This is a genomic window from Streptomyces sp. NPDC043896, from assembly GCF_056435605.1.
Genome location: NZ_JBWKEE010000006.1, coordinates 142103 through 167837 on the forward strand (window position 1 = coordinate 142103; position 25735 = coordinate 167837).

At 71.6% G+C, this 25735-nt stretch carries 20 protein-coding genes; 16 read left to right on the forward strand and 4 right to left on the reverse strand.

All coding sequences use genetic code 11. The features are described 5' to 3' along the window. Window position 1: 1 nt before the first annotated feature. Window positions 2-1756 carry a glycoside hydrolase family 26 protein gene (locus AC069X_RS10860; RefSeq protein WP_478727253.1) on the reverse strand — a complete coding sequence of 585 codons (1755 nt, stop codon included), beginning with the start codon at window positions 1754-1756 and terminating at the stop codon, window positions 2-4. 150 nt (window positions 1757-1906) lie between these two features. Between AC069X_RS10860 and AC069X_RS10865 the strand changes: the two genes are divergently transcribed. The 4 genes from AC069X_RS10865 (at window position 1907) to AC069X_RS10880 (ending at window position 7552) form a co-directional block, all read left to right on the forward strand. Then, a complete protein-coding gene (locus AC069X_RS10865; protein ID WP_478727254.1) occupies window positions 1907-3523 on the forward strand; it encodes a carboxylate--amine ligase in 1617 nt (538 codons plus the stop codon). A gap of 342 nt (window positions 3524-3865) precedes the next feature. Then, window positions 3866-5143 (forward strand): NAD(P)-binding domain-containing protein, encoded by a 1278-nt coding sequence (locus AC069X_RS10870; RefSeq protein WP_478727256.1) that lies wholly within the window; start codon window positions 3866-3868, stop codon window positions 5141-5143. Between the two features lie 28 nt (window positions 5144-5171). After that, window positions 5172-5450: a hypothetical protein gene (locus AC069X_RS10875; protein WP_478727258.1), complete on the forward strand. Its 279-nt coding sequence runs from the start codon at window positions 5172-5174 to the stop codon at window positions 5448-5450. Between the two features lie 14 nt (window positions 5451-5464). Next, complete coding sequence (locus tag AC069X_RS10880; protein ID WP_478727584.1) at window positions 5465-7552, forward strand: SpoIIE family protein phosphatase; 2088 nt, start codon at window positions 5465-5467, stop codon at window positions 7550-7552. Between the two features lie 397 nt (window positions 7553-7949). Here AC069X_RS10880 and AC069X_RS10885 read toward each other — a convergent pair whose 3' ends face one another. Beyond that, a complete protein-coding gene (locus AC069X_RS10885) occupies window positions 7950-8387 on the reverse strand; it encodes a DUF6299 family protein (RefSeq protein ID WP_478727260.1) in 438 nt (145 codons plus the stop codon). 171 nt (window positions 8388-8558) lie between these two features. On the opposite strand from AC069X_RS10885, the gene AC069X_RS10890 reads away from it, so the two are divergent. Together AC069X_RS10890 and AC069X_RS10895 are read left to right on the forward strand one after the other, a co-directional pair. Beyond that, complete coding sequence (locus tag AC069X_RS10890) at window positions 8559-9188, forward strand: DUF4352 domain-containing protein (protein WP_478727261.1); 630 nt, start codon at window positions 8559-8561, stop codon at window positions 9186-9188. A 56-nt stretch (window positions 9189-9244) separates the two neighbouring features. Continuing rightward, window positions 9245-9739 carry a DUF5949 family protein gene (locus tag AC069X_RS10895; protein ID WP_478727263.1) on the forward strand — a complete coding sequence of 165 codons (495 nt, stop codon included), beginning with the start codon at window positions 9245-9247 and terminating at the stop codon, window positions 9737-9739. 214 nt (window positions 9740-9953) lie between these two features. On the opposite strand, the gene AC069X_RS10900 is transcribed toward AC069X_RS10895, so the two are convergent. Together AC069X_RS10900 and AC069X_RS10905 are read right to left on the reverse strand one after the other, a co-directional pair. Continuing rightward, window positions 9954-11207: a cytochrome P450 gene (locus AC069X_RS10900; protein ID WP_478727265.1), complete on the reverse strand. Its 1254-nt coding sequence runs from the start codon at window positions 11205-11207 to the stop codon at window positions 9954-9956. A 76-nt stretch (window positions 11208-11283) separates the two neighbouring features. Then, on the reverse strand, window positions 11284-12456 hold the full coding sequence (locus tag AC069X_RS10905; protein ID WP_478727267.1) for a low temperature requirement protein A: 1173 nt from the start codon (window positions 12454-12456) through the stop codon (window positions 11284-11286). A gap of 235 nt (window positions 12457-12691) precedes the next feature. Between AC069X_RS10905 and AC069X_RS10910 the strand changes: the two genes are divergently transcribed. The 10 genes from AC069X_RS10910 (at window position 12692) to AC069X_RS10955 (ending at window position 25709) form a co-directional block, all read left to right on the forward strand. Further along, window positions 12692-14098, forward strand: a complete 1407-nt coding sequence (locus AC069X_RS10910) for an MFS transporter (RefSeq protein ID WP_478727269.1) — start codon at window positions 12692-12694, stop codon at window positions 14096-14098. Between the two features lie 233 nt (window positions 14099-14331). After that, a complete protein-coding gene (locus AC069X_RS10915) occupies window positions 14332-15642 on the forward strand; it encodes an anaerobic C4-dicarboxylate transporter family protein (RefSeq protein ID WP_478727271.1) in 1311 nt (436 codons plus the stop codon). Between the two features lie 219 nt (window positions 15643-15861). Next, window positions 15862-18132 carry a formate C-acetyltransferase gene (gene pflB, locus AC069X_RS10920; protein WP_478727273.1) on the forward strand — a complete coding sequence of 757 codons (2271 nt, stop codon included), beginning with the start codon at window positions 15862-15864 and terminating at the stop codon, window positions 18130-18132. A gap of 127 nt (window positions 18133-18259) precedes the next feature. Further along, on the forward strand, window positions 18260-19177 hold the full coding sequence (gene pflA / locus AC069X_RS10925) for a pyruvate formate-lyase-activating protein (protein ID WP_478727275.1): 918 nt from the start codon (window positions 18260-18262) through the stop codon (window positions 19175-19177). Between the two features lie 67 nt (window positions 19178-19244). Further along, window positions 19245-20342: an MFS transporter gene (locus AC069X_RS10930; protein ID WP_478727277.1), complete on the forward strand. Its 1098-nt coding sequence runs from the start codon at window positions 19245-19247 to the stop codon at window positions 20340-20342. After that, window positions 20339-22657 carry a molybdopterin oxidoreductase family protein gene (locus AC069X_RS10935; RefSeq protein WP_478727278.1) on the forward strand — a complete coding sequence of 773 codons (2319 nt, stop codon included), beginning with the start codon at window positions 20339-20341 and terminating at the stop codon, window positions 22655-22657. The genes AC069X_RS10930 and AC069X_RS10935 overlap by 4 nt, the downstream gene beginning before the upstream one ends. A gap of 7 nt (window positions 22658-22664) precedes the next feature. Next, on the forward strand, window positions 22665-23264 hold the full coding sequence (locus AC069X_RS10940) for a 4Fe-4S dicluster domain-containing protein (RefSeq protein ID WP_478727280.1): 600 nt from the start codon (window positions 22665-22667) through the stop codon (window positions 23262-23264). Continuing rightward, on the forward strand, window positions 23261-23914 hold the full coding sequence (locus tag AC069X_RS10945) for a QcrA and Rieske domain-containing protein (RefSeq protein WP_478727282.1): 654 nt from the start codon (window positions 23261-23263) through the stop codon (window positions 23912-23914). The genes AC069X_RS10940 and AC069X_RS10945 overlap by 4 nt, the downstream gene beginning before the upstream one ends. After that, window positions 23911-24279 (forward strand): hypothetical protein, encoded by a 369-nt coding sequence (locus tag AC069X_RS10950; RefSeq protein WP_478727284.1) that lies wholly within the window; start codon window positions 23911-23913, stop codon window positions 24277-24279. Before AC069X_RS10945 ends, AC069X_RS10950 begins: the two co-directional genes overlap by 4 nt. Window positions 24280-24281: 2 nt before the next feature. Next, a complete protein-coding gene (locus AC069X_RS10955; protein WP_478727285.1) occupies window positions 24282-25709 on the forward strand; it encodes a NarK family nitrate/nitrite MFS transporter in 1428 nt (475 codons plus the stop codon). Window positions 25710-25735: the final 26 nt, after the last annotated feature.

Here is a 25735-nt window from a genome sequence, read left to right on the forward strand (position 1 = left end):
GCTAGAAGGGCCAGAAGCCGGAGTCGTCGCCCCAGTCGAAGCGGAAGCAGAGCGACTGGTTGCCGACGAGGGAGTTCAGCCACTCGCCGAAGTCGAGCGGGAGGCACCACTGCCGGCTGTCGTTGGGCTGGGGCTTCGGCTCGGGCCTGGGCTCGGGCTTCGGCTGCGGCGGCGCGGTCGGCTGCGGCCGGGGCGCCAGGGGGGTCGGGGACAGGACGGGCGGTGCGGGCTCCGTGGCCGCCGGGGACGGTGCCGGCGGGAGAACGGGCGGCACCGAGACCTCGGGCGACGGGACGGCGGGCGTGGGCTCGGCGGGGACCGGGTCGACCGGAACCGGGTCGACGGGGACCGGGTCGACGGGAGCGGGTTCGAGCGGCGGGACGGAGACCTCGGGGCTCGGGGCCGGCACGTCCGGGCTCGGGTCGGGCGTGGGCACCTGCGGGGCCGGCGCGACCGGCGGCACGGAGGCCTCGGGCGCCGGGGTCTGGGGGGCGGGGACGTCGGGCTTGGGGACGTCCGGCTTCGGGACGTCGGGCTTGGCCGTCTCGGGCTTGGGGGCTTCGGGCTTGGCCGTCTCGGGCTTCGGCACGTCCGGCTTCGGGGCCTCGGGCTTGGGCTTGTCCGGTGCGGGGACCTGCGGGGACGGGAGCTGGGGCGCGGGCACGGAGGGCGTCGGGAACACGGGCGTCGGGACGGCCGGCGCGGGCAGGGAGGGCGTCGGGACCACCGGGGTCGGGATGGCGGGCGTCGGCACCACCGGCGGCGTCGGACCGGTCGGCTTGTGCTCGCCCATCGCCTCGCGGAAGACCTTCGCCGACTGCGGGTTCTGCTTGCACCGCCAGACGCCGTGCGGGCAGTAGTCGGTGATGGTGTGGTACAGCGGCTTGTGCTGCTCGATCCACTTCAGCATCTGCCGCACGTACTCCGCGTTGTCGCCGTTGCGGAACAGCCCCCACTCCGGGTACGAGATCCGCTTGCCGTGTGCTTTCGCGAAGTCGACGTGCTGCTGGAGCCCGTACGGCTGCCGGACGTGGTCCTCGAAGGTCCGCCCCGGCCCCTGGTCGTACGAATCCATGCCGATGACGTCGACCACGTCGTCGCCCGGGTAGCACTTCGTCCAGCCGATCGCGTCCGTCCCCCGGTTCGGGGCGAAGTCGAACGTGAACTCCTGTCCGGGGACCGAGCGCATCGCGGTGACCACCCGCCTCCAGTACGCCTTCCAGTTCTGCGGGTCGGGCGCGCACCGGTGGGTGTACGTGGTGCCGTTCATCTCCCACCCGAGCACGATCACCGTGTCCGGCACGCCCAGGGCCACCAGCCGCTCCGCGAGCTTGCGGAAGTGCCGGTCGTACTGGCCCTCCGCGCCGGCCCGGATCAGCTGGGCCACCTGCCAGTCGGGCACCCGGTCCTCGTTGCGGGCCTGCATGGGCACGTTGAGGACGAACATCCGGTCGTCCCGGGCCCGGCGCCACTCGGCCCAGTCCGAGAGGAAGTCCACGTTGCCCTCGATCCCGGCCCACTGGTCGCCCGGAAGATAGGTGTGTCCCACCCGGATGTCCCGGCCGCCCAGCCAGTGGGACAGGTACGGGATCCGGGCGACGCCGGGCGGCCCGTAGCCGAGGTAGGCGCCCATGGCGGTGTCGGAGCCCTTGGGGGGCTCGTCGTCCGGGGCCGCGAGTGCGGCGCCGGTGGCGAGCAGCCCGGCCGTGACCGTACCGACGCAGGTGCTCACCAGGCGGTGGCGTGGTCTGGGCATGGCATCTCCCGAGCTGTCGCGAACCGGTGTGCTTGCACAAGACGTTAGGCATCAGATCTGACGAATGGCCTGTCCGGTGGCCGCTCCGTAGGCCATTCGCAGGTGCGCATCTTCTCCGCTTGGTCCGACTAGGTGAAAGACACCGTTCCCATGTACGCGTACGACGCCCATGTGCCCGCCGTTCTGCTCAGACTCGACCGGAACCCGTTCCACCACGGAACCCTCGGCGCCGTCAGATCCCTGGGGCGCAAGGGCGTGGAGGTCCATGCCGTCGTCGAAGCCGGAGGAGGTCCCGTGGGGCGTTCGCGCTATCTGCGCGCGGTGCACGCCGGTCCCGCCGGCGGGGTGGACCCCGAGGCGCCCGAGGCGCTGCTGGAGTGCCTGGTCGGGGTGTCGGAACGGATCGGGCGGCCCGCGGTGCTCGTCGCCATGGACGACCTGAGCGCGATCGCCGTGGCCCGGGTGGCCCCGATGCTGACGGACCGTTTCCGGATCCCCCATCAGCCCGACGGCCTGCCCGCGCGGGTGGCGGACAAGGCCGAGCTGTCGCGGCTCTGCGCCCGCTGGGGCGTCCCGCATCCGGAGACCGTGATCCCGGCGAGCGGCGGCGAGGCCGCGCAGGCCGCCTGGCGGCTGGGGCTGCCGGTGGTGGCGAAGTGGAGCCGGCCGTGGCTGCTGCCGGCCGGGGCCGGGCTGCGGAGCACCACACTCGTCAACACCGCCGCCGAGGCGCGCCGGTTGTACGAACGGTCCGCCGAGGCGGGGAGCCGGCTGCTGCTCCAGCGGTTCCTGCCCGCCGGACCGGACACCGACTGGTTCTTCCACGGGGCCTTCGCCCGGGGCGGGCGCCCGCTGCTGGCCGGGTCGGGCCGCAAGGAGCTGTCCTGGCCGGTGCGGACCGGGCTGACGGCGGTGGGGCGCTGGCTCCCGGACCCGGCCGTGGAGGAGTCGGGGCTGCGGCTCGCGCAGCGGCTCGGCTACCACGGGATCCTGGACCTCGACTTCCGCCGGGACGAGCGCGGCACGTTCCGGCTGGTGGACTTCAACCCGCGCCCGGGAGCGCAGTTCAGGCTGTTCACCGACGACGCGGGGCTGGACGTCGTCCAGGCCATGTACCTGGACCTGACGGGTCAGCGGGTGCCGGCGCCGACGGGCGGGCCCGGGCGGGTCTTCGTGGCGGAGAACTACGCGGTGCTGGCCGCCGTACGGGGCCGCTCGCTGCCCCGCCGCGCCGCCCGGGCCGTGCCCGGCCAGGCCCCGCCCCCGGGGGCGGTCGCCGGATCCACCGCGGGTTCTGGTGCGGGCTCCGGCGCGGGGGCGGGCTCGGGCGCGGGCTCGGGCGCGGGCTCCGGCGTCGCGTCCGTGCCGGGGCCGGTGCTGCCCGGCGGACGGCGGCCCGAGGGCGGGGCCCGGCCGCGGCCGGCGGCGGCCCGGGGCGGGGAGCGGGGCCGCGGCGCGCCGTCGCCCGGCCCGGTACGGGCGCTGCCGCGCGGGGAACGGGGCCGGGTGGAGGCGGCCTGGTTCGCCCTCGACGACCTGTGGCCGTTCCTGGCGATGCTCGGCGCGTTCCTGCGGCGCGGCTTCGGCAAGGGCGCGAGCGTGCTGCGCGGAGTACCCGCCCAGGGGCGGCGTACGGTCCGGGCGGTCCGGGCGCCGCGCCAGCGCGGGGGCGAACGGGCGTGGCTGCGGCCGCAGTCCCCGGAACCGGCGGCGCGCGAGGCCCCGCCGGGGGCTTCGGCGGAACCGGACGAGCTGGTGACGCGGTGACGCGGTGGCGGGGGTGACGGGTGGCGCCGTGACGGGGTGACGGGGTAGAGCCGTGGCGCCGTGGTGCGGTGGTGCGGTGCGGGGCAGGGGCACGGTGACGCCGTGCCATGTGACGCGGTGACGCCCTGGTGCGGCGACGTCCCTGGGACGGAGCCGCCGTGACGCCGTGACATGTGACGCGGTGTCTTGATCCGGCGGTGCGGTGACACCCGGCGCGGCGACGCCCGTGACGCGGTGGTGTGGTGACGCGGTGGTTGCGGGGATCCGGCGACGTGGCGACCCGGTGACCCCCGCGACGTGGTGGTGCGGTGACCCGGTGAGGACGTGGTGAAAGGAGTGGCCGTGAGGCGGACGGACGATCTCGTGGTGATCGGCGCCGGCCCGTACGGGCTGTCGATCGCCGCACACGCGGCGGCGGCCGGACTCGGGGTACGGGTGCTGGGCCGGCCCATGGCGTCCTGGCGGGACCACATGCCCGAGGGCATGTACCTGAAATCGGAGCCCTGGTCCTCGAACCTCTCCGCACCCGGCGGCCGCTACACCCTGGCCGACTACTGCGCCACCCGGGGCCTGACCGCCGAGCACGCCAGCCCCCTGCCGATCGGCACCTTCAGCTCCTACGGGCTCTGGTTCGCCCGGCACGCGGGCCTGCCCGAGGTGGAGGAGGCCACCGTCACCGAGGTCACCCCGCAGGGCGACGGGTTCCTCGTCCGCACCGCCGAGGGGCCGCCGCTGCTCGCCCGTACGGTGGCCGTGGCCGTCGGGGTGATGCCCTTCGTCCACTACCCCGAAGCGCTGGCCGAGCTGCCCCCGGGCCACTACTCGCACAGCAGCGGCCACCGCGACCTGTCCCGCTTCGCCGGGCTGGAGGTGGCCGTCCTGGGCGCCGGGCAGGCCGCGCTGGAGACGGCGGCCCTGCTCGCCGAGGCCGGTGCCCGGCCCTGTCTGGTGGCCAGGCGCTCCCGGCTGAACTGGAACACCGTCCCGCAGCCCCTGGAACGGCCGCTCGGGCGGGCCCTGCGGGAGCCGCACAGCGGGCTCGGCACCGGATGGCGCAGCTGGGTGTGGTCGGAGCTGCCGTGGGCCGTGCGGCGGCTGCCCGCGCCGACCCGGGAGCGGATCGCCGCGACGGCCCTGGGGCCCGCCGGGGCGTGGTGGCTGCGGGACCGCTTCGAGCGGCGCGTGCCCGCGCTCATGGGACACCGGCTGAACCGGGCGGTTGCGGTGGGCGGCCGGACCCGGCTCGGGCTGACCACGGCCGCCGGGGAGTCCGTCGTACTGGACACGGCGCACGTCATCGCGGCGACCGGGTTCGCGCCCGGGCTGGACCGGCTGGACATGCTCGACGCCCGCCTGCGGGCCGCGCTGGCCACCGTCGGCGGCAGCGGCACCCCGGAGCTGAGCGCGGGCTTCGAGTCGTCCTGGCCGGGGCTGTTCTTCGCGGGCCTGCTGACGGCTCCCTCATTCGGACCTTCCATGCGATTCGTGCACGGTGCGGGGTTCACGGCGGGGAGACTGGTGAAGGGAGTCCGCAGGCGCCTCGGTGCCCGGGGTCCGCTGCCGGGCACCCCCGGCGGTGCCCGGCCGGTCCGGGCCGCCGCCGGGCGTCCGGAGACGTAGCTACGCCGAAACCTGAGAGGGGTCCGCGATGGGCGCGGAGCGAGCACAGGGCGGCCGGGGCTGGGTGCGCATCCCCGCCAGCCGCGGGGAGCAGCCCATGGCCCGGCCCGCCGGGGGCACACCGCCCCGGGCGGCCGCCGGCACACCGTACGGCCGGCGGGGCCCCGCCCCCGTCGGATCCGGGGACCAGCCCTCGATCTACCTCTCCCTCGTCAAGCGCTGGCGGGAGGCCGGACGCACCCTCCCGGGGCATCCTGACGAGGAGTGGGAGCGGCTCATCTCCCAGCCGTGCTGGCCAGGCCGTTAGGTGGTGTGTCTCTCGTGGCAGCGGCGGAGCGCGACGAACCGGAGCGGGTTGCACCGGACCCCGTGACGGGCCCGGGGGAGCGGCTCGCGCTCAACGGCATGGGCAGCTTCGAATGGGACCTCGACGCGGGCACCCTCAGCCTGGACGAGGCCGGGCTGGCCGTCTTCGACCTGGAGGCGGCGGAGTTCGACCACACCCCCGAAGGCCTCGGCACGCGGATCCCGTCCGACGACGCGGCCCGCCTCTCCGACACCGTCAACAGAGTGCTGGAGTCCGGCGGGGCGACGTACGGCTCGTACTTCACCGTGCGCCGGCGCGACGGCCGCGACCAGTGGACCCACACCACCGGCCGGGTGCTGCGCGACCCGGACGGCCGGCCCCTGCGGGTCGTGGGCATCGTCCGCGACGCCACCGCCGAGCTCGCCCACGCGACGGTGCTGCGGAAACTGGAGAACGCCCGCACCCAGCAGGCCGCCATCGTGCAGCGCACCACCGAGGCCCTGTCGCGGGCCGTGACCGTCGACGACGTGACCGCCGCCCTGACCGGCGCGGGAGCCCTGGAACGCCTCGGCGCGGACGGACTGGCCCTGGGCCTCGTCGAAAACGGCACCATCAAGATCATCGCGCTGAGCGGGGAAACCCTGGAGATCCTCAGCGAACGCAAGTTCACCCGCCTGGACGGCTCACTGCCGCTGTCCCAGGCCATCCTCAGCCGGCAGGCACGTTTCGTCACCTCGCTCACCGAACTCGCCGGCGAATTCCCGCTCCTCGCCGACTACCTGCGCCGCATCCACTACGACGCGGCCGCCTACCTCCCGCTGATCGCCCAGGCCCAGGCCATCGGCGGCCTCGTGCTCTTCTACCGCCGCCGCAACGAGTTCAGCCCCGAGGAACGCAACCTCTGCCTCGGCCTGGCCGGCATCGTCGCCCAGTCCCTCCAACGGGCCCTGCTCTTCGACCAGGAGCGGGAGTTCGCCACCGGCCTCCAGGCCGCCATGCTGCCCCGGCGCATCCCCGACATCAGCGGCGGCGAGATCGCCGTCCGCTACCACTCCGCCTGGAGCGGCCGGGAGGTCGGCGGCGACTGGTACGACGTCATCGCCCTGCCCCGCGACCGCGTCGGCATCGTCGTCGGCGACGTACAGGGCCACGACACGCACGCCGCCGCCATCATGGGCCAGCTGCGCATCGCGCTGCGCGCCTACGCGGGCGAGGGACACCCACCGTCCACCGTCCTCGCCCGAGCCTCCCGCTTCCTCGCCGAACTCGACACCGAACGCTTCGCCACCTGCATGTACGCGCAGGTCGACCTGGAGACCGGAGGCGTACGAGCCGTCCGCGCCGGCCACCTCGGCCCGCTCATCCGGCACACGGACGGCCGAACCGGCTGGCCCAACGTCCGCGGCGGCCTCCCGCTGGGCCTGGCCTCCGTCTTCGAGCAGGAGGACTTCCCCGAGACCCGCCTCGACCTCGTACCCGGCGAGACGCTCGTCCTGTGCACCGACGGGCTCGTGGAGGAACCCGGCACCACCATCACCGCCGGCATGGAAGCCCTCGCCCACGCCGTCCGCAGCGGCCCCCAGGGCGCCGGCGCCCTCGCCGACCACCTCTCCGACCGGCTCTGGGAACGCTGGGGCTCGGGCGACGACGTCGCCCTCCTCGTGCTCCGCAGGGCCCCTGACCCGGGCACGCACCGGGCGCCGCGCATCCACCAGTACGTCCACCAGGCCGACCCGGAAGGGCTGTCCGAGGCCCGCTACGCCCTGCGGCAGGCCCTGCGCGACTGGGGCATGGCCGAACTGGCCGACGACGTCGAGCTGGCGGCGGGGGAGCTGCTGGTCAACGCCCTGCTCCACACCGACGGCGGGGCGGTGCTGACCATGGAGGTGCTGCCCGAACCCGTACGGCGCATCCGGCTGTGGGTCAAGGACCGCTCCAGCGTCTGGCCGCGCCGGCGCACCCCGGGCGAGGCCGCCACGACGGGGCGCGGGCTGCTGCTGGTGGACGCGCTCGCGACGCACTGGGGGGTGGAGTCGCGGGGCGACGGGAAGGCCGTGTGGTGTGAGTTCGACGCGGGCGGCGTACGGCGCGGCACGGGGTGAGGACGGCCCGCGCGGCCGTGGGTGAGGGGGACCCGCGCGGCCGTGGGTGGGGCGGCAGCGCGGCAGTGGGTGAGGGCGGCCCGCGCGGCAGTGGGTGAGGGGGCGGTCACGCCGGGTTGTGGGGTGGCGCGGGTGGGGTGATGATGCGGCCATGAAACCGATGCGTGGCATTCGGATCGAGCCGTGCGCCGCCTGAACCGGGGCACTGTCACGGGCATCGTGGCGACACTCGTGGCCCTGCTGCTGGCAGCCGGGGGGCAGTCCCTCGCGGACCGGACGGCGGCCCGCCCCCCTACGGACCCCAGCTGCCGGACGGTTGCGTTCATGTCCATGACCGGTGTCGCCCCGGAGTGCCGGTAGCGGCGGCTACCGGACCTCGCGGGCGTGCCACCCGCGACTACCGGTGGTCGATGACCTCGACGTCCCGGGTGTCCTGCGCGACCGTGTCGATCGCCCGCGGCATCAGCCCGGACATGTGGATCTCCTGGAGCTCCGCGACGGCGGTCGCAGGGCCCTGGTGCACGCCGGCGGTCAGCGGGCTGGCCGCCTCCCAGCGGTGCTCCCGGCCGTCGCAGACGACCTGGCCCGCGCCGATGCTCAGCCGGGTGCGGTCCTGGACGAGGGTGGCCTTGATCTGAACCGCCCCCGAGGGTGAGGGCAGTTCGCAGTGGTAGGTCCCTGAAAGGATGACGGTCCCGTCCGGGGCGATGTGAGCTTCCGACTGTACGGAAATTCCCTGGTTGAAAACGGTGGCGTGGGCGGGAGCCGTGAACAGGGCGGTCGCGGCCAGGGCGGAGAAGGCCCCGACGGCGATTCGGCGGGCGGACGTACGCATTCTTCCTCCAGGTGGGTGCGGCTGGCGGGATTCCGCCGGAACGCATTGTGCTGGCAATTGGCGGGCAACTCGTTCCGTGCGCGCTCGTGTCGGTGTGTGCAATTCCCTGCTCGGGCGCGTGAGACTGGCGAGAAATACTCCCCGCCCCGAAGATCCCCGAAGGGGTTCCGTATGCGTCAGCACGCTTCCTCCGCCTCCGCCTCCGCGCTCGCCGCCGCCGCCCTGCTGCCCGTCCTGCTGCTCACCGCCACCGCCTGCCAGAGCGCCCCCGAGGGGGCGGCGCTCGCCCCCGCCGCGGCGCCCGCCGTCCCGGTCGACGACGGGGCCGCCGGCGCCGACGAGGACCCCGCCGTCCAGGACCGGGCGGGGGCGGTGCCCGGCGCCGCGAAGGACGCCCATGTGGGTGACTCCGTACGGGTGCAGGGGCACGAGGTGGGACGCCATCTCCAGGTGGTGCTGGGCGCGTTCGTGGACCCGGCGGTCAGCGTCGAGCCGAACTTCCAGCCGCCCGCCGGGAAGCGCTGGGTGGCCGCCTCGATGTCGTTCGTCAACGTCGGCGGCGCCTCGTACGGGGCGCTCGGGCGCATGTGGGCGTACGACGGCGCGGGCAAGCGCCACCCGGTGGTGCGCACCGGCGAACTGACGACCGGGAAACCACTCGTCTTCGATTCCCTCGCGGTCGGTGAGCGGGCCGAAGGATGGGTCGTGTTCGAAATTCCGGAAAACCAGAAGATCGTGCGGGTCCAGTACCAGGACGCGAACATGCAGACGAATTCCGGAGGGGGATTCTGGTCGGTCTAGCCCGCCCGGGTGAAAGGCCGTGAAAGGGCCCGGCGCCGGAGCACTAAGGTGCGCGCATGACTTCTACGCAAGCCGAAATCGACCGGACCCAGCTCGGCACCCTTTCCGTGCTCGCCTGGATCGGCGACCCCGCCGAGGGCCACAACATGCCGTACCTGCTCGCCTACACGCTCGGCGACGGCCCGCAGGGCCGGGAGGGGAGCGAGGCCGCCGCCCGGGGGCTGCTGGAGGAGCTGGGCCTGCCCATCGGCGACGTGGTCATGGACGGCACCGCGAACCCGCAGAAGTTCGACGTGAAGGTCATCCTCGCGGACAACCAGATCGCGCTGACCCTGCCCGGACTGAACGCCACCTGCACCGCCCCCGACGAGTGGGCGGCGGCGGCGAACGAGAGCGGCCAGGTCTACTTCCTCTTCGCCACGCGTGCCTGGCCCGAGGCCGTCCCCGGCCAGCCGGTGAGCCCGGAGGCCCTCAAGGACTTCGCCGGCGACGAAGGAGTCCTGACCGGCAGCGCCCACTGCCTGGTCACGGTGCAGACCCTCCAGCGCTAGCCCCCAGAGGGGGCCCCACCCCCCTCCCCCTCCCCGCCCCACCCCCCGCCGGCCGTCTCCCGGGCCGGCCCCCTTTCGCGGCAGCCGCCGCCGCGCCTGCGGCGGCAGCCGTGCCCCGGCCGCCGGGCTCCCAGCCTGCCCGGCGGCCGGCCCCCCGCCCGGCCCCCGCCCGGCCCCCCCGCCCGGCCGTCGCAGGACCCCGGCCCGCCCGCCGTCAGGGGCGCTCGAAGGCGAACCGCAGCGAACGGACCCGGTTGTCGAAGTTCGACCCCGCCAGATCCGGCAGGCCCACCGCACGCAGCCCCACCGGCCGCGTCAGCAGCTCCCGGAACAGTGCCTTCATCTCCACCCGGGCCAGGTGCGCGCCCAGGCAGAAATGCGGTCCGCCGCCACCGAACCCCAGGTGCGGATTCGGGGAACGGGTGACGTCGAAGGCGTCCGGGTCGGGGAAGACCGCCTCGTCCCGGTTGGCCGACGCGTAATACAACACCACCTTGTCCCCGGGCCGGAACAGGTGCCCGCCCAGCGTGTGCTCGGCCGTGACCGTCCGCCGGAACTGGATGATCGGCGTCGAATGCCGGATCATCTCGTCCACCGCGCCGTCCGCGTACTTCTCGAAGTCCGACAGCAGCAGGTCCCGCTGCTCAGGGAAGTCCGTCAGCAGGGTCAGCCCGTGACTGATGGCGTTGCGGGTGGTCTCCACCCCCGCCACCATCAGCAGGCTGAAGAACGCCCCCAGCTGCCGGGCACCCAGCGCCTGACCGTCCACGTTCGCGCACACCAGGGCCGAGATCAGATCGTCCGTGGGGTTGCGGCGCCGCTCCCGCCCGATCCCCGCCACCATCCGCTGCATCCGGGCCAGGGCCCGCAGACCCCGCCCGGGCATCCGCAGCCGGGCCGCCAGCCCGCGCTCCACTCCGATGTTCTCGGAGGCGTGGTTGACCCGGTCGGCGATCTCCGCCCGGTAGTGCTCCGGGATTCCCATCATGTTGCAGATGACCTCCAGCGGCAGCCGCGAGGACACCGCCGACACGAACTCGTCGGGCCCCTCGGCCAGGACGTCGTCCACGATCCGCGCCGCGACCGCGTGGATGTCCTCCTCCGCCGCCGCCAGCAGCCGCGGAGTGAACGCCCGCTGCACGATCTTCCGCAACTGGGCGTGGTCCGCCCCGTCCAGGTTGACCATGGAGTCCCCGAACAGCGCCCGCACCCACCGCGCCGGCTCCGGCGTCGTGACCCCCGGCGCGCTCGCGAACACCTTCGGCAGGCGGCTCGCCTCCTGCACGTCCGCATGGCGCACCAGGGCCCAGTGGCCGCCGCCCTCGGGGACGAACACCGGCGAGTCCAGGGCGCGCAGCCGGGCGAAGGCCGCCAGGCGCTGGTCGGGGGGCCGCTGCCAGAAGCCCGGCTCGGCCAGTTCCGCTCCGGAGCCGGTTCCGGACCCGTGCCGCTGCGGGGGGAGTGTCATGGGGGCTGTCTCTTCCTGTAGCCGTTCCGCTGAGCTGCTGAACGGGCTCGGGGGCGTGGGGGTGACGGCCGCGGGCTCAGACTCCGGCCCCGGCGCGGGCGTGCTGCTCGCCCCGGACGGACAGGGTCACACCGACCGCCACCGTGGCCGTCGCCACCAGCCCCGCGTACAGGACCGCGTACGAACCGGCCCACGTGCAGGCGAGGAGGGCCAGCGCCGCCACCGGCAGCACCAGCTGCTGGGCCAGACCGCGCTTGAAGTGGCGCGAGTGCAGCAGCCACACCATCAGCAGGAACAGTGCCGCCGGCACGGTGACGGCGGCGTTCGCGGCCACCTGCGAGATGTGCGCCTTGCCGACCGCGTGCTCCACCGCGACCTCGATGCCCGCACCGATCGCCGCACCCGAGGCGAAGATCAGCAGGTGGCCGTAGCCCCACGGGATCGCCTCCCGGTTGGAGTTCAGCCGCTCGTGCATCGGCACCGCGAAGTAGATCCACCACGCGGCGAAGACGATCAGCAGCCCGCCCCCCGCGATGGGCAGCAGCTCGTCCAGCGCCTCGTGCTCGTCGAGTGCCGACTTCACCGCCACCGTGCTCGCCGCGATGGTCTCGCCCAGCACGATGATGGTGAACAGCCCGTACCGCTCCACGATGTGATGGGCGTGCCAAGGCGTCTGGTGCCCACGCTCGGCCAGCACCGGGACCATCAGCTCGGCCACCACCAGTACCAGGAACAGCCACCGCTTCGAACCCTCCGGAGCGAACAGCAGCCCCACCCAGCCCGCCTGACAGACCACCAGACCCGCCGCGTACTTCAACGCCGCCGCCCGCGCCTCGCCGGTCTCCCCGGCCGCCGCGCGCAGCCACTGCGCCGTCAGCGCCACCCGCATGATCAGGTAGCCGATGACGGCCACGGTCCAGTCGTTCTCGTCGAAGGCCTGGCTCACCCCCGCCGCGTAGACCAGCACACCGGCGATCTGCACCAGCGTCGCGATCCGGTACGGCACGTCGTCGCAGTCGTAGGCGGAGGCGAACCACGTGAAGTTCATCCACGCCCACCACACACCGAAGAAGACGAAGAAGTAGCCGACCACCCCGGACCCCGGATGGCCCTCCGCCAGCGCGTGCACCAGCCGCGCCCCCGCCTGGGCGATCGCGACGACGAAGCAGAGGTCGAAGAACAGCTCCAGCGAGGTCGCCGTCCGGTGCCCCTCGTCGCGGCTGCGGGCGGTCATCGGTACGTACGTCATACCGCCCAGCACACCAGGGCCCGGCCGCACGGCCCGCGAGGCGCGCGGCCGGCGGCCGCCGGGTACCCCGGGCGGACTCGTACCGGCCCGGCCCGCCCTCCCGCCGCAAGACGAAGGGACCGCCGGCGGCGGGACAAGGTCCCGCCGCCCACACGACGTTCGCCCCTGCCGCAGCCCACCCCCCGGGGCGGAGTCTGGATAGGTCAGGACCCGTCTCAATGTTCAGGACCACGCCATGAGTTCCGCCACGCAGCAAGCGCCCGAGGTCCTCGCCGACCCGGCGCAGTACCGCCCGGGCCGCACCATCACGGAGTGGACACCGGAGGATCCGTCTTTCTGGCACTCCACCGGCAAGAAGGTCGCGACCAGGAACCTGTGGCTCGCCGTCCCGGCGCTGCTGGTGGCCTTCGTGGTCTGGCAGGTGTGGAGCATCACCGCGACCAACCTGAAGGACGTCGGGTTCGGCTTCTCCCAGTCCCAGCTGTTCTGGCTGACGGCCGTCCCCGGCATCACCGGCGGAACCGCCCGGATCTTCTACACCTTCCTCGGCCCCATGGTCGGACAGCGCCGCTTCACCGCCCTCTCCACAGCGGTACTGGTCGTGCCGCTGCTGTGGCTCGGCTTCGCGGTACAGGACCCGGACACCTCCTACGGCACGATGGTCGCGATCGCCGCGCTCTGCGGGATCGGCGGCGCGAACTTCTCCTCCTCCCTGGCCAACATCGGCTTCTTCTACCCGAAGCGGGAGAAGGGCAACGCCACCGGCATCAACGGCGGCCTCGGGAACCTCGGCGTGTCCGTGGTCCAGCTGCTCACCCCCATCCTGATCACGTCCTCCGTCCTGGCCATCGGCGCCGGCCAGAAGAAGGCCAACGGTTCGGAGATCTACCTCCAGAACGCCGCATTCGTCTGGATCCCGGTCCTGCTCGTGCTCGCGGCGGTCGCCTGGTTCGGCCAGAACGACCTCAAGGTCGCCTCCACCCCCTTCAGCCAGCAGAAGATCATCTTCAAGCGCAAGCACAACTGGCTGATGACCTGGCTCTACGTCGGCACCTTCGGCTCCTTCATCGGCTTCGCCGCCGCCCTGCCGCTGCTCATCAAGACCACCTTCCCGGCCTACTCGGTCGCGACGTACGCCTGGATGGGCCCGGCCCTGGGCGCCCTGGCCCGCTGGGCGGGCGGCTGGATCGCCGACAAGCTGGGCGGCGCCCGGGTGACGATCCTTTCCTTCGTGGGCATGGGCGCGTCGATCATCGGCGTGATCAACTTCCTGCCCGGGGGCTCTGATCAGGGTTCCTTCCACGGCTTCTTCCTCTGCTTCCTGGCGGCCTTCTTCTTCTCCGGCATCGGCAACGGCTCGACCTTCCGGCAGATCCCGGTCATCTTCCGGGCCCAGCACCTGAAGGGCCTGACGGAGGGCACGCCGCGGTACGCGGCAGCCCTGAAGCAGGCGGAGATCGAGTCCGGCGCGGTGACGGGCTTCACCGCGGCCATCGCCGCCTACGGCTTCTTCTTCATCCCGGCGATGTTCGCCAACTTCGCGGTGACCAGCGCCATGTGGGGCTTCGTGGCCTTCTACGCCAGCTGCGTGGTCGTGACCTGGTGGTTCTACGCCCGCAAGAACGCGGAAGCCCCCAGCTGACCCAAGCCCACCACCCCGCCCCGGGCCCCCGGGCACCCCGAGTGCGGGCACCCGGCCGGGGAATCTGACCACCGCGCCCCGGGGTGCGGGCACCCGGCCGGGGAACCCGGAACTCCGGCACCGGAACCCGGCCGGCCGGGCCCGGACCCGCCCCGCAGGCCCCGAGCCTGCGGGGCGATGGGCTGCCGGGCCCCGGTCGGCAAGCCCACCGAAAGACCACGCCCGTGCTCGGCATGTTCCTTCAGCTCGCCGTCATGGTGGCGGCCATCTGGCTCGGTTCCCGCAAGGGCGGGGTCGCCATGGGGCTCTGGGGCGCCGTCGGCGTCTTCGTACTGGCCACGTCCTTCGGGGTGGCACACGCCGACACCTCCGGCATCGTCGACGTCATGCTGATCATCCTCGCGGTGATCATGGCGGCGTCAGCTATGGAGGCCGCCGGCGGCATCGACTACCTCGTCGGCCGGGCCGAGCGCGCGATCCGGCGCGACCCCCGCCGCATCGTCTTCGTCGCACCCCTCGTCTCCTGGGCGTTCACCCTCGGCGCCGGGACGGAGCACGTCTTCTACCCCCTCCTCCCGGTCATCCACGACGTGGCCCGCGAGGGCGGTATCCGGCCCGAGCGGCCCATTGCCGTCTCCTCCATCGCGGCCACGTTCGGTATCACCGCGTCCCCCGTCTCCGCGGCCATGGCCGCCATGATCGTGATGTTCGACGGCGACGGCTGGAACCTGCCCCGCATCATGGCCGTGGCGGTCCCGGCGACCCTGCTGGGCGTCCTTGCCGCAGCCGCCGTCCAGTCCAGGGTCGGCAACGAGCTCAGCCGGGACGCCGAGTACCTGCGGAGGCCGGCCGCAGGGGGAGCCGGGCCTCCCGCCCCAGCCGAAGCCGCCTCGCGGCCGCCGCTGCGACCGCGGGCGCACTGGTCCGCGTACCTCTTCCTCGGCGGAACCGCGGCCGTCGTCGTCAGCGGTCTCTTCCCGGGACCGCGCCCCACGGCCGGCAAGGGCCCGCTCTCCATGCCCGCGACCATCGAGATCCTCCTGATGACCGTGGCCGCGCTGATCCTGCTGTGCTGCCGCGTCGACGCCACGCGCATCCCCTGCACCGACGTGGCGAGGTCCGGCCTGGTCGCCGTCACCGGCGTCTTCGGGCTGTCCTGGCTCGGGCTCTCCTTCATCGGGGCCAACGAGGCCCGGATCACCGACGTCCTCGGCGGCGTCGCGCAGGACCACCCCTGGTTCTTCGCCATCATGCTGCTGCTCCTCTCCGCGCTGCTCTTCAGTCAGGCCACCACCACGAAGGCCCCGATGCCGCTAGGGCTTGCCCTGGGCATACCGGCCCCGCTCCTCATCGCGATGTGGCCCGCCGCCAACGGCTACTTCCTGCTGCCGACGTACGGAACCTTCACCGCCGCGATCAACGTCGACCGGACCGGTACCACGAGGGTCGGCCGGTTCGTCGTCAGCCACTCCTTCATGCTGCCGGGGCTGGTGACGACGTGCGTCGCGATATCCACAGGCTTCGCCATGGTGCAGCTTGTCTGACTTTTCCCTCGCGGCGGAAGAATCTTGTGAAAGCTTTCACAAGCGCACGAGGGGCTTTCGTCCTGTGGGAAATCCCAGCTCAGGACGGGTGTGAGTGATCGGCGGCCGTCGGTTGGGGGACCTTCGGGCCTGAGATCAGGACCATCGCGGCACCAGATGATCGATCAAAAGGCGTGGAATGGAGACAAGCGATGAGGCGACTCGGAGAAGGTGCCGGTGATGACTGCCACCCCTGTGGAGACCACGAAGAACGGCGAGGCCTGGGACGGCTTCAAGGGCGGCCTGTGGCGCGACGCCATCGACGTCCGCGACTTCATTCAGCAGAACTACACGCCGTACGAAGGCGACGACTCCTTCCTCGCCGGCCCCACCGAACGCACCACCGCCGTATGGAAGGCGATCACCGACAAGTTCCCGGAGGAACGGGAGAAGGGCGTCTACGACGTCGCGCACGACATCCCGTCGTCCATCACCGCGCACGCCCCCGGCTACATCGACCGCGACAAGGACCTGATCGTCGGCCTCCAGACGGACGCCCCGCTCAAGCGCGCGATCATGCCCTACGGCGGCTGGCGAATGGTCGCCGGCGCCCTGGAGACCTACGGCTACCCGGTCTCCGAGGAACTGGAGAAGGTCTTCACGGAGTACCGCAAGACCCACAACGCCGGCGTCTTCGACGCCTACACCCCCGAGATCCGCGCCGCCCGCAAGGCGGGCATCGTGACCGGCCTCCCGGACGCGTACGGCCGCGGCCGCATCATCGGCGACTACCGCCGCGTGGCCCTCTACGGCGTCGACCGGCTGATCTCCTCCAAGAAGGAGGAGAAGGAGGAGCTGAACTCCCTCCCCGCCGGCCACCGCTCGCTGGAGGAGACGATCCGCCTGCGCGAGGAACTCGCCGAGCAGATGCGCGCGCTGTCCGAACTCAAGGCGATGGCCGCCTCCTACGGCTACGACATCTCCGCTCCCGCCGTCACCGGCCGCGAGGCCATCCAGTGGCTGTACTTCGCGTATCTCGCCGCCGTGAAGGAGCAGAACGGCGCGGCCATGTCCCTCGGCCGTACCTCCACCTTTGTCGACATATATCTACAGCGTGACATCGCGGCCGGAGTCCTCACCGAGGAACAGGCACAGGAACTCGTCGACGACTTCATCATCAAGCTGCGCATCGTCCGCTTCCTGCGCACCCCCGAGTACGACGAACTGTTCTCCGGCGACCCCACCTGGGTCACCGAGTCCATCGCCGGCATGGGCGAGGACGGCCGCCCCCTCGTCACCAAGACCTCCTTCCGATACCTCCAGACCCTCTACAACCTCGGCCCCGCCCCCGAGCCGAACATGACGGTCTTCTGGTCGCCCCGGCTGCCGCAGGGCTTCAAGGAGTTCTGCGCCCGCGTCTCGATCGACACCTCCTCCGTGCAGTACGAGTCCGACGAGCTGATGCGCCCGCGCTTCGGCGACGACACCGCCATCGCCTGCTGCGTGTCGGCGATGCCGGTCGGCAAGCAGATGCAGTTCTTCGGCGCCCGCGTGAACGTCGCCAAGACCCTCCTCTACGCGATCAACGGCGGCCGCGACGAGAAGTCCGGCGCCCAGGTCGGCCCGCGGACCGGCCTGCCGGCCTCCGACGTCCTCGACTACGACGAGGTCATGGCCAAGTTCGACGAGCAGATGGAATGGCTCGCCAAGACCTACGTCCACGCCCTCAACGTCATCCACTACATGCACGACCGCTACGCCTACGAGCGCATCGAAATGGCACTCCACGACCGCGACGTCCGCCGCACGATGGCCTGCGGCATCGCCGGCCTGTCGGTCGCCGCCGACTCGCTGTCCGCCATCAAGTACGCCAAGGTCACCGCGCTGCGCGACGAGAGCGGCCTCGCCACCGACTACGCCATCGAGGGCGAGTTCCCGGCGTACGGCAACAACGACGACCGCGTCGACGAGATCGCCGTCTGGCTCGTCGAGGAGTTCATGAAGAAGATCCGCAAGCACGAGACGTACCGGGACGCCGAACACACCCAGTCCGTGCTGACGATCACCTCGAACGTGGTCTACGGCAAGAAGACCGGCAACACGCCGGACGGCCGCCGGGCCGGCGAGCCGTTCTCCCCGGGCGCCAACCCGATGAACGGCCGCGACACCCACGGCTACGTCACCTCGGCGCTGTCGGTGGCGAAGCTGCCGTACGCGGACGCCGAGGACGGTATCTCGCTGACCAACACCGTCACCCCCGACGGCCTCGGCCGCAGCCCCGAGGAACGGATCAAGAACCTGGCCGGTGTCCTCGACGGCTACATGGCAGTCGACGGCTTCCACATGAACGTCAACGTCCTCAACCGCGACACCCTCATGGACGCCATGGAGCACCCGGAGAAGTACCCGCAGCTGACCATCCGCGTCAGCGGCTACGCGGTGAACTTTGTGCGACTCACCCGGGCGCAGCAGCTCGACGTGCTGAACCGCACCTTCCACGGCGCGCTGTAGCGGCGCCCGCAGACCGTGCGGCCCGGGGCCGGGCCCCCACCCCGGCCCCGGGACCGCGCGCTCCCACCGGGGACACCGGACACACCAGAACCACCGAACGCACCGGAACACGACTGGAGCACCTGCCATGACCGTCTACTTCGGTACGAGCCTTCCCGTCGGCCCCCAGAACGCCGCCACGTTCACCGCCGCCCAGCAGCCCGTTGCCGCGGCCGGCACACAGCCCCAGACCATCGAGGCCCGGCCGCCGGCCACCCCGGCGCAGACGCATGCGACCCCCGCCCAGACGCCGGCCGCCGCCGCGACGCACCGGCCGAGCGAAGGCTCGGTGCACTCCTGGGACCTGTCCACCGGAGTCGACGGCCCCGGCACCCGGTTCGTGACCTTCCTCTCCGGCTGCCCGCTGACCTGCCTGTACTGCCACAACCCCGACACCATGCGGATGCGCAACGGAAGGCGCACCTCGGCCGACGCCGTCATCGCCGAAGCCCGCAAGTACACGCGGTTCATCTCCGCCTCCGGCGGCGGCGCCACCATCTCCGGCGGCGAACCGCTTCTCCAGCCCGTCTTCGCCGGTGAACTCCTGCACCGCATGAAGAACGACCTCGGCCTCCACACCGCCCTCGACACCTCGGGCTTCCTCGGAGCGCGGGCCACCGACGCACTGCTGCGCGACGTGGACCTCGTACTGCTCGACATCAAGTCGTGGGACCGGCAGACCTACCAGAAGGTCACCGGCCGGCCGCTGGAACCGACCCTGGACTTCGCGCGCCGCCTCGCCGACCTGGACAAGGAGGTGCACCTGCGGTTCGTGCTCGTACCCGGCCTCACCGACGCGCACGAGAACGTCGAAGGGGTCGCCGCCTTCGCCGCCGGACTCGGGAACATCACACGGGTCGACGTACTGCCCTTCCACAAGCTCGGCGAGAGCAAGTGGGAGGCCCTCGGCATGCCGTTCACGCTGCACGACACGCCGTCGCCCACCGCCGGGCAGGTGGCCGAGGCCAAGGCGCTCTTCGCCGCTCACGGGCTGACGGCCGTATGACCCGTTCGGAGCAGCCGTAAGCTCGACATAACGGGCCGAAACGGCATAGACCACCTAGCGTGGTGCTGTGTCCGAGCCCACAGAAGCAGTCGCCGCAGCCCCGCCGCCACCCGGGCCCCCCGAGCCCCCGCCGGCGGCCAGGCGGTCCGTCGCCGCACGGGCCACCGCGGCAGGCGCCGCCGTCTCCCTCCTGCTCGTCGCCGCCATCGTGCTCGGCAGCCGCCTGCTGCGGGACTTCGACTCCGCCCTGCTGCCGTACGCCGTCGCCACCGTCTTCCTCGCGTTCGGCGTGGCCTACCGGTACACGGTCTGGGTATCCGCCCCCGGCGCTCGACGCTTGTTCAAGAAGGGCTTCGGCAGCTTCTTCTCGGCAGCCAACTTCAAGAAGGCCCCCACCGCCCTGCCGAAGATGATCGCCACCTACCTCGGCTTCCAGAAGTTCCTCGGCGCCCGCTCTCGCGCCCGCTGGGCCGCCCACCAGCTGATCTTCTGGGGATGCCTGCTGGCCGCCGCGATCACCTTCCCCCTCACCTGGGGCTGGTTCACCTTCACCTCCGACAGCGGCTCAGGCCCCGGCTACGAGATGCGGATCTGGGGCTTCAAGGTCCTCGGGTTCAACGCGCTCGACATCGTGGGCTGGCTGATGTTCCACGGCCTGGACATCGCCGCCGTCCTCGTCATCCCCGGAGCCTCGTACTTCCTGTGGCGCCGGATGAAGGACCGCGGAGCCATCACCGGCCAGCGCTTCGCCTACGACCTGCTCCCGCTGATCTGCCTCATCGTGATCTCCGTGACGGGGCTGCTGCTCACCTTCTCGTCGATCTTCCTGCACGGCGGCGGCTACGAGTTCCTGGCGATCCTGCACATGGTGTCGGTGGTCTTCACCCTCATCTACATCCCCTTCGGGAAGTTCTTTCACATTGTTCAACGGCCGGCGGCCGTCGGCATGCAGCTCTTCAAGTACACCGCCCGCCAGGACGAGGAAGTCTTCGCCTGCAAGCGCTGCGGCGAACCCATCGACACCACCCCGTACGTCGAGAACCTGCGCGGCACCATGCGGGACCTCCAGCTCGACTTCAACGCCTTCGCCGAATACTGCCCCCGCTGCAAGCGGGTCCTGCGCGGCAACGCCTACCTGACCCACGTCAAGAAGGGCTTCAAGTGACCGCGACGGACCCCGCCAAGCCGGCACCCCTGCCCCTCGACCCGTCCATCGCCCCACCCGGCACCCGCAACTTCCGCGACGCCGGCGGCATCCCCGCCGACCGGTGGCACGCCGACCAGAACGGCGAGACCCTCGTCCCCACCCACTGCTGCTTCTGCGGCGTGCAATGCGGCATGTACCTGCGCGTCGACAGCGGCGGCAAGGTCTTCGGCGTCGAACCCCGCAACCACGACATCAACCGCATGAGGCTGTGCCCCAAGGGCATCAACGCCTACCAGCAGGTCAACCACCCCGACCGGCTGACCTCGCCACTCATGCGCCGATCCCGCCACGAGGAGTTCAAGGAAACCTCCTGGGACGAAGCCCTCGACTTCACGGTCTCAGAGATCCGTCGCATCCAGGCCGCCCACGGCAACGACGCCGTAGGACTGCTCGGCGGCGCCAGCCTGTTCTCCGAGAAGACCTACCTCGTCGGCAAATTCGGCCGGGTCGCACTCAAGACCAGGCACGTCGACTACAACGGCCGCCTCTGCATGGTCAGCGCCGCCGGTGCCAACAAGCTCGCCTTCGGCATCGACCGCGCCGCCAACCCCTTCTCCGACATCCTCCTCACCGACTGCCTGCTGATCGCCGGGTCGAACGTCGGCGAGTGCTTCCCCGTGATGACCCAGTACCTCTGGGGCGCCCGCGACCGGGGCGCGTCACTGATCGTCGTCGACCCGCGCGAAACGGCCATCGCCCGCACCGCCGACGTCCACGTCGCCATCAAACCCGGCACCGACTCGGCTTTCTTCAACGCCGTACTGCACGTGATCGTCGCCGAGGGCCTCACCGACGAGACCTACCTCGCCGCCCACACCACCGGCTGGGACGAGGTCAAGAAGACCGTCCAGGAGTACCCGCCCGCCCGGTCCGCCGAGATCTGCGGCGTTCCCGCGTCGCAGATCGTCCAGGTGGCCCGCATGTTCGCCGGAGCGGACAAGGCGATGGCCTTCCACGCACGCGGAATCGAACACCACTCCCAGGGCGTCGAGAACTGCCTGTCCGTCATCAACATGTGCGTGGCCACCGGCAACCTCGGCAAGCCAGGGGCCGGCTACGGCACCATCACCGGCCAGGGCAACGGCCAGGGCGGCCGCGAACACGGACAGAAGGCCGACCTCCTGCCCGGCGGCCGATCCATCATGAACGAGGACCACCGCCGCCAGATCTGCCGCATCTGGGGCATCGACGAAGCCGACCTCCCGCCCGCCGGCACCTCCATGATGGAAATGGTCTGGCAGATGCAGCGCAGCGAGATCCGCGGCCTGATCGGCATCTGCAACAACCCGTTCGTCTCACTCCCCAACTACGGGGCGGTGAAGCTCGGCTACGACACCCTCGAGTTCCACGCCCAGTTCGACTTCTTCCTCTCCGAGACCGCGACCAACGCGCACGTCGTCTTCCCGGTCACCGTCTGGGCCGAGGACGAGGGCGTCATGGCCAACACCGAAGCCCGCGTGGTCAAGCACAACAAGGCACAGGAACCCCCCGCCGGCGTGCGTACCGACACCTGGGTGATGTGCGAACTGGCCAGACGCCTCGGCGCCGGCGACAAGTTCGACTTCCCCGGCTCCCGCGAGGTGTTCGAGGAGCTGCGCGTCGCCTCCGCCGGCACCGTCAACGACTACTACGGCATCACCTACGACCGGCTCGAGGCGACCGGCGGCATCGCCTGGCCCTGCCCCTCCACCGAACACCCCGGCACACCCCGCCTGTTCGAGGACGGCAGGACCTACCACCCCGACGGCAAGATCCACATGCAGGTCGTGGAATGGCACCCGCCCATGGACGCCTACACAGAGGAGTTCCCGCTCTCCCTCACCACCGGCCGCACCGTCGCGCACTTCCTGTCCGGCAACCAGACCCGCCGCCTGGGCGCCCTCGTCGAACAGACCCCGCGACCGTGGGTCGAGGTGCACCCCTCACACGGCTTCCGCGACGGCGATCCGGTCCGGGTGGTGACCCGCCGCGGCAGCGAGGTCTTCCCCGCCCTGGTCACGGAGGCCATCCGCCCCGACACCGTCTTCATCCCCTACCACTGGCCGGTCCCGACCGCCGCGAACGCCCTGACCATCGACGCCCTCGACCCCCGCTCGAAGATCCCCGAGTACAAGGTCTGCGCCGCGCGGATCGAGGCGGCCGAGCGGGTCGACGAAGTGCCGGCGCCGCCCACGGCTCCCGGCCGCGAGGCATACCCGGAGACCCAGGTATCGCGCACCGACCCCCTGCCCCCCACGTCCTCGCAGGGCCGTGGCACGGCGGAGAGGAGCTGACGCCGCCATGATGGGACGCACGATCTTCATCGACCCCGGCAGATGCATCGGCTGCCAGGCCTGCGTCTCCGCCTGCCGCGAATGCGACTCGCACCGCGGAAAGTCGATGATCCACCTCGATTACACCGACCCCGGCCAGTCCGTCGCTTCCCTCCCGACCGTCTGCATGCACTGCGAAGACCCCGTCGCGCCCTGCGCCGAAGTCTGTCCCGCCGACGCGATCCTGGTGACCGCCGACGGTGTGGTCCAGCAGGCCGACACCACCCGCTGCATCGGCTGCGCCAACTGCGTCAACGCCTGCCCCTTCGGCGTCCCGAAGATCGACCTCCAGGCGAAGCTCCAGATGAAGTGCAACCTGTGCTATGACCGCACCGCCTACGGCCTGGCCCCCATGTGCGCCACGGTCTGCCCGACCGGAGCCCTCTTCTACGGAACGCTCGAAGAGCTCCAGCGGGAGCGCCCCGGCGTCCAGGTCGCCGACTCCTTCGCCTTCGGTGACGTGGTCGTCTCCACCGGCGTGGCGATGGTCGTCCCCGCCGACAAGGTCCAGTGGCCCGTTCCCGGCGGCCTGCCCGTCGTGGAGGTGAATGGGGTGGATGTCCGATGAGCGTGACCCAGCAGCCCGCCCCCGGATCCGCACCGGGCCCGGACGCGGACGCAGCCGCCGCTCAGCTGCGCGACCGGATCAGCGCCGACTCCCTCACCACCCGGCGCGACTACCTGCGGATCGTCGCCACCGTCTCCGGCGGCCTGGCCATCGGGGGAGTCGGTGTCGCCTCCGGCATCCTCCACCGGCACGGGGACAGCGAGACGATGCCCGAAGCCAAGAAGGTCACCGACCAGCTGGCGCCGGGTCAGTCCGTGGCCTTCAGATTCCCCGGCGAGGAAGACCGCGCCCTCGCCGTCCGGCTCGGAGACGGCAGCCTCGTCGGATACTCCGCCGTCTGCACCCACCTGGCCTGCGCCGTGCTCTGGCGTGAGGACCGCGGCCCCGACGGAGAGCTGTACTGCCCCTGCCACGAGGGCGTCTTCGACGCCCGCACCGGCGAGGTGACCGCAGGTCCGCCTCCCCGCCCGCTCCCCAGGATCTTCCTGACCGAACAGGCCGACGGCAGCGTCTGGGCCATCGCGACCGCCCGCTCGGGCGAACCCTCCAAGGAAGCGCTGTGCCGGCAGTTCGGCGACACCCGCCCCGAGATGGCCCAGCGCCTCGGCTGCCCAGGAGCGGCACGCGCCGACGAGAGCAGGCGGGCATGAGCGACGCCCAGCCGCCTCCCCGACCCGACTACCACCCGGGGAGCGCCCAGCCCCGGCTGAACCGGCCGGTTCACGAGCGGTACCCGCAGATCCGCTCCACCAGCGGCTACGGCGACCCGCGCATCCGGCACACGGGCCCCGGCCCGGGCGCCGGCACCGAACAGGAACCGGAGCGCTCCTCCAAGCTCAACGCCCGCCTGGCCCTCGCCCTCACAGTCGTGATCGGGCAGCTGTGGGCGCTGACCGTGACCGTCAACGAGTGGATGAAGGGCAATGCCGCCACGGCCTGGTGGGGGGCGGGATTCCTGGTCCTGTCCTTCCTCGTCGTGATCGCGCTGTGGCTCCTCGACCCAAAGGACCGATGACCATGTCGATACCGACGCCCACCCCGTCCGCCGTGCGCTCGCACCGCGCGGAGACCTACAAGCCCGGCGCCGTCATCGGCGACTGGCGTCCCGAGGACGAGGCCTTCTGGCAGGCCACCGGCCGCCGGGTCGCCCAGCGCAACCTCTGGGTGTCGATCCCGGCGCTGATGCTCGGCTTCGTGGTCTGGCAGGTCTGGTCGGTCACCGTGGTCAAGCTGAACGACGTCGGCTTCGGCTTCTCCAAATCGCAGCTGTTCTGGCTGACCGCCATTCCCGGCATCACCGGTGGCACCTTCCGCATCCTCTACACCTTCATCGGCCCGAACTTCGGCGAGCGGAAGTTCACGGCCTTCAGCACCTTCATCCTGATCGCCCCCATGCTGTGGCTGGGCTTCGCGCTCCAGGACACCGGCACCCCCTACTGGGAGCTGGCGCTCATCGCCGCCGTCTGCGGCATCGGCGGCGCGAACTTCGCCTCGTCCATGGCCAACATCGGCTTCTTCTTCCCCAAGCGGGAGAAGGGGAGCGCCAACGGCCTCAACGGCGGCCTCGGCAACCTCGGCGTGAGCGTGGTCCAGCTGGTCGCGCCGCTGGTGGTCACCGCCGCCGTACTGGGCGCCCCGGCGGGCGGCCCGCAGCACGACACGAAGGAGAACACGGACATCTGGCTCCAGAACGGCGCCTTCCTGTGGGTGCCGCTGCTGGTGATCATGTCGCTGCTCGCCTGGTTCCTGATGAACGACCTCAAGGTGGCCGCCGCTCCCTTCAGCCAGCAGAAGATCATCTTCAAGCGCAAGCACAACTGGCTGATGACCTGGCTCTACGTCGGCACCTTCGGGTCCTTCATCGGCTTCGCGGCCGGCCTGCCCCTGCTGATCAAGAACAACTTCGAGACGCAGGGCTACCAGGCCACCACCTACGCCTGGATCGGCCCCTTCATCGGCGCCCTCATGCGCTGGGCGGGCGGCTGGCTCTCCGACAGGATGGGCGGCGCCAGAGTCACCATGCTGTCCTTCGTCGGCATGGCGGCGGCCCTGGTCGTCGTGATCTTCGCCCTGCCGTCCGGCGGAGACCAGGGCAGCTTCTGGGCGTTCTTCATCGGCTTCCTGGTGGCCTTCGCCTTCTCCGGCCTGGGCAACGGTTCGACCTTCCGGCAGATCCCGGTGATCTTCCGAGAGCAGCACATGCGCCAGGCCGAGGGCCAGGGCTCCCAGGCGCAGGCGGCCGCGCTGAAGCAGTCTGAGATGGAGGCGGGCGCCGTCACCGGCTTCTCCTCCGCCATCGCCGCCTACGGTTTCTTCTTCATCCCCGCGATGTTCGCCGCCATGGCCGTCACCCACGCGCTGTGGCTGTTCATCGGCTTCTACGCGACGTGCCTCGCGGTCTGCTGGTGGTTCTACGCACGCAAGGGCGCGGAAGCCCCGAGCTGACCCGGGCGCGGGCCGGGTCTGCGACG

Coding starts and splice junctions, on each gene's coding strand:
- AC069X_RS10860 (WP_478727253.1), bottom strand. CDS start 1,756: ATGCCCAGACCACGCCACCGCCTGGTGAGCACCTGCGTCGGTACGGTC.
- AC069X_RS10865 (WP_478727254.1), top strand. CDS start 1,907: ATGTACGCGTACGACGCCCATGTGCCCGCCGTTCTGCTCAGACTCGAC.
- AC069X_RS10875 (WP_478727258.1), top strand. CDS start 5,172: ATGGGCGCGGAGCGAGCACAGGGCGGCCGGGGCTGGGTGCGCATCCCC.
- AC069X_RS10885 (WP_478727260.1), bottom strand. CDS start 8,387: ATGCGTACGTCCGCCCGCCGAATCGCCGTCGGGGCCTTCTCCGCCCTG.
- AC069X_RS10890 (WP_478727261.1), top strand. CDS start 8,559: ATGCGTCAGCACGCTTCCTCCGCCTCCGCCTCCGCGCTCGCCGCCGCC.
- AC069X_RS10895 (WP_478727263.1), top strand. CDS start 9,245: ATGACTTCTACGCAAGCCGAAATCGACCGGACCCAGCTCGGCACCCTT.
- AC069X_RS10900 (WP_478727265.1), bottom strand. CDS start 11,207: ATGACACTCCCCCCGCAGCGGCACGGGTCCGGAACCGGCTCCGGAGCG.
- AC069X_RS10905 (WP_478727267.1), bottom strand. CDS start 12,456: ATGACGTACGTACCGATGACCGCCCGCAGCCGCGACGAGGGGCACCGG.
- AC069X_RS10910 (WP_478727269.1), top strand. CDS start 12,692: ATGAGTTCCGCCACGCAGCAAGCGCCCGAGGTCCTCGCCGACCCGGCG.
- AC069X_RS10915 (WP_478727271.1), top strand. CDS start 14,332: ATGTTCCTTCAGCTCGCCGTCATGGTGGCGGCCATCTGGCTCGGTTCC.
- pflB (WP_478727273.1), top strand. CDS start 15,862: ATGACTGCCACCCCTGTGGAGACCACGAAGAACGGCGAGGCCTGGGAC.
- pflA (WP_478727275.1), top strand. CDS start 18,260: ATGACCGTCTACTTCGGTACGAGCCTTCCCGTCGGCCCCCAGAACGCC.
- AC069X_RS10940 (WP_478727280.1), top strand. CDS start 22,665: ATGATGGGACGCACGATCTTCATCGACCCCGGCAGATGCATCGGCTGC.
- AC069X_RS10945 (WP_478727282.1), top strand. CDS start 23,261: ATGAGCGTGACCCAGCAGCCCGCCCCCGGATCCGCACCGGGCCCGGAC.
- AC069X_RS10950 (WP_478727284.1), top strand. CDS start 23,911: ATGAGCGACGCCCAGCCGCCTCCCCGACCCGACTACCACCCGGGGAGC.
- AC069X_RS10955 (WP_478727285.1), top strand. CDS start 24,282: ATGTCGATACCGACGCCCACCCCGTCCGCCGTGCGCTCGCACCGCGCG.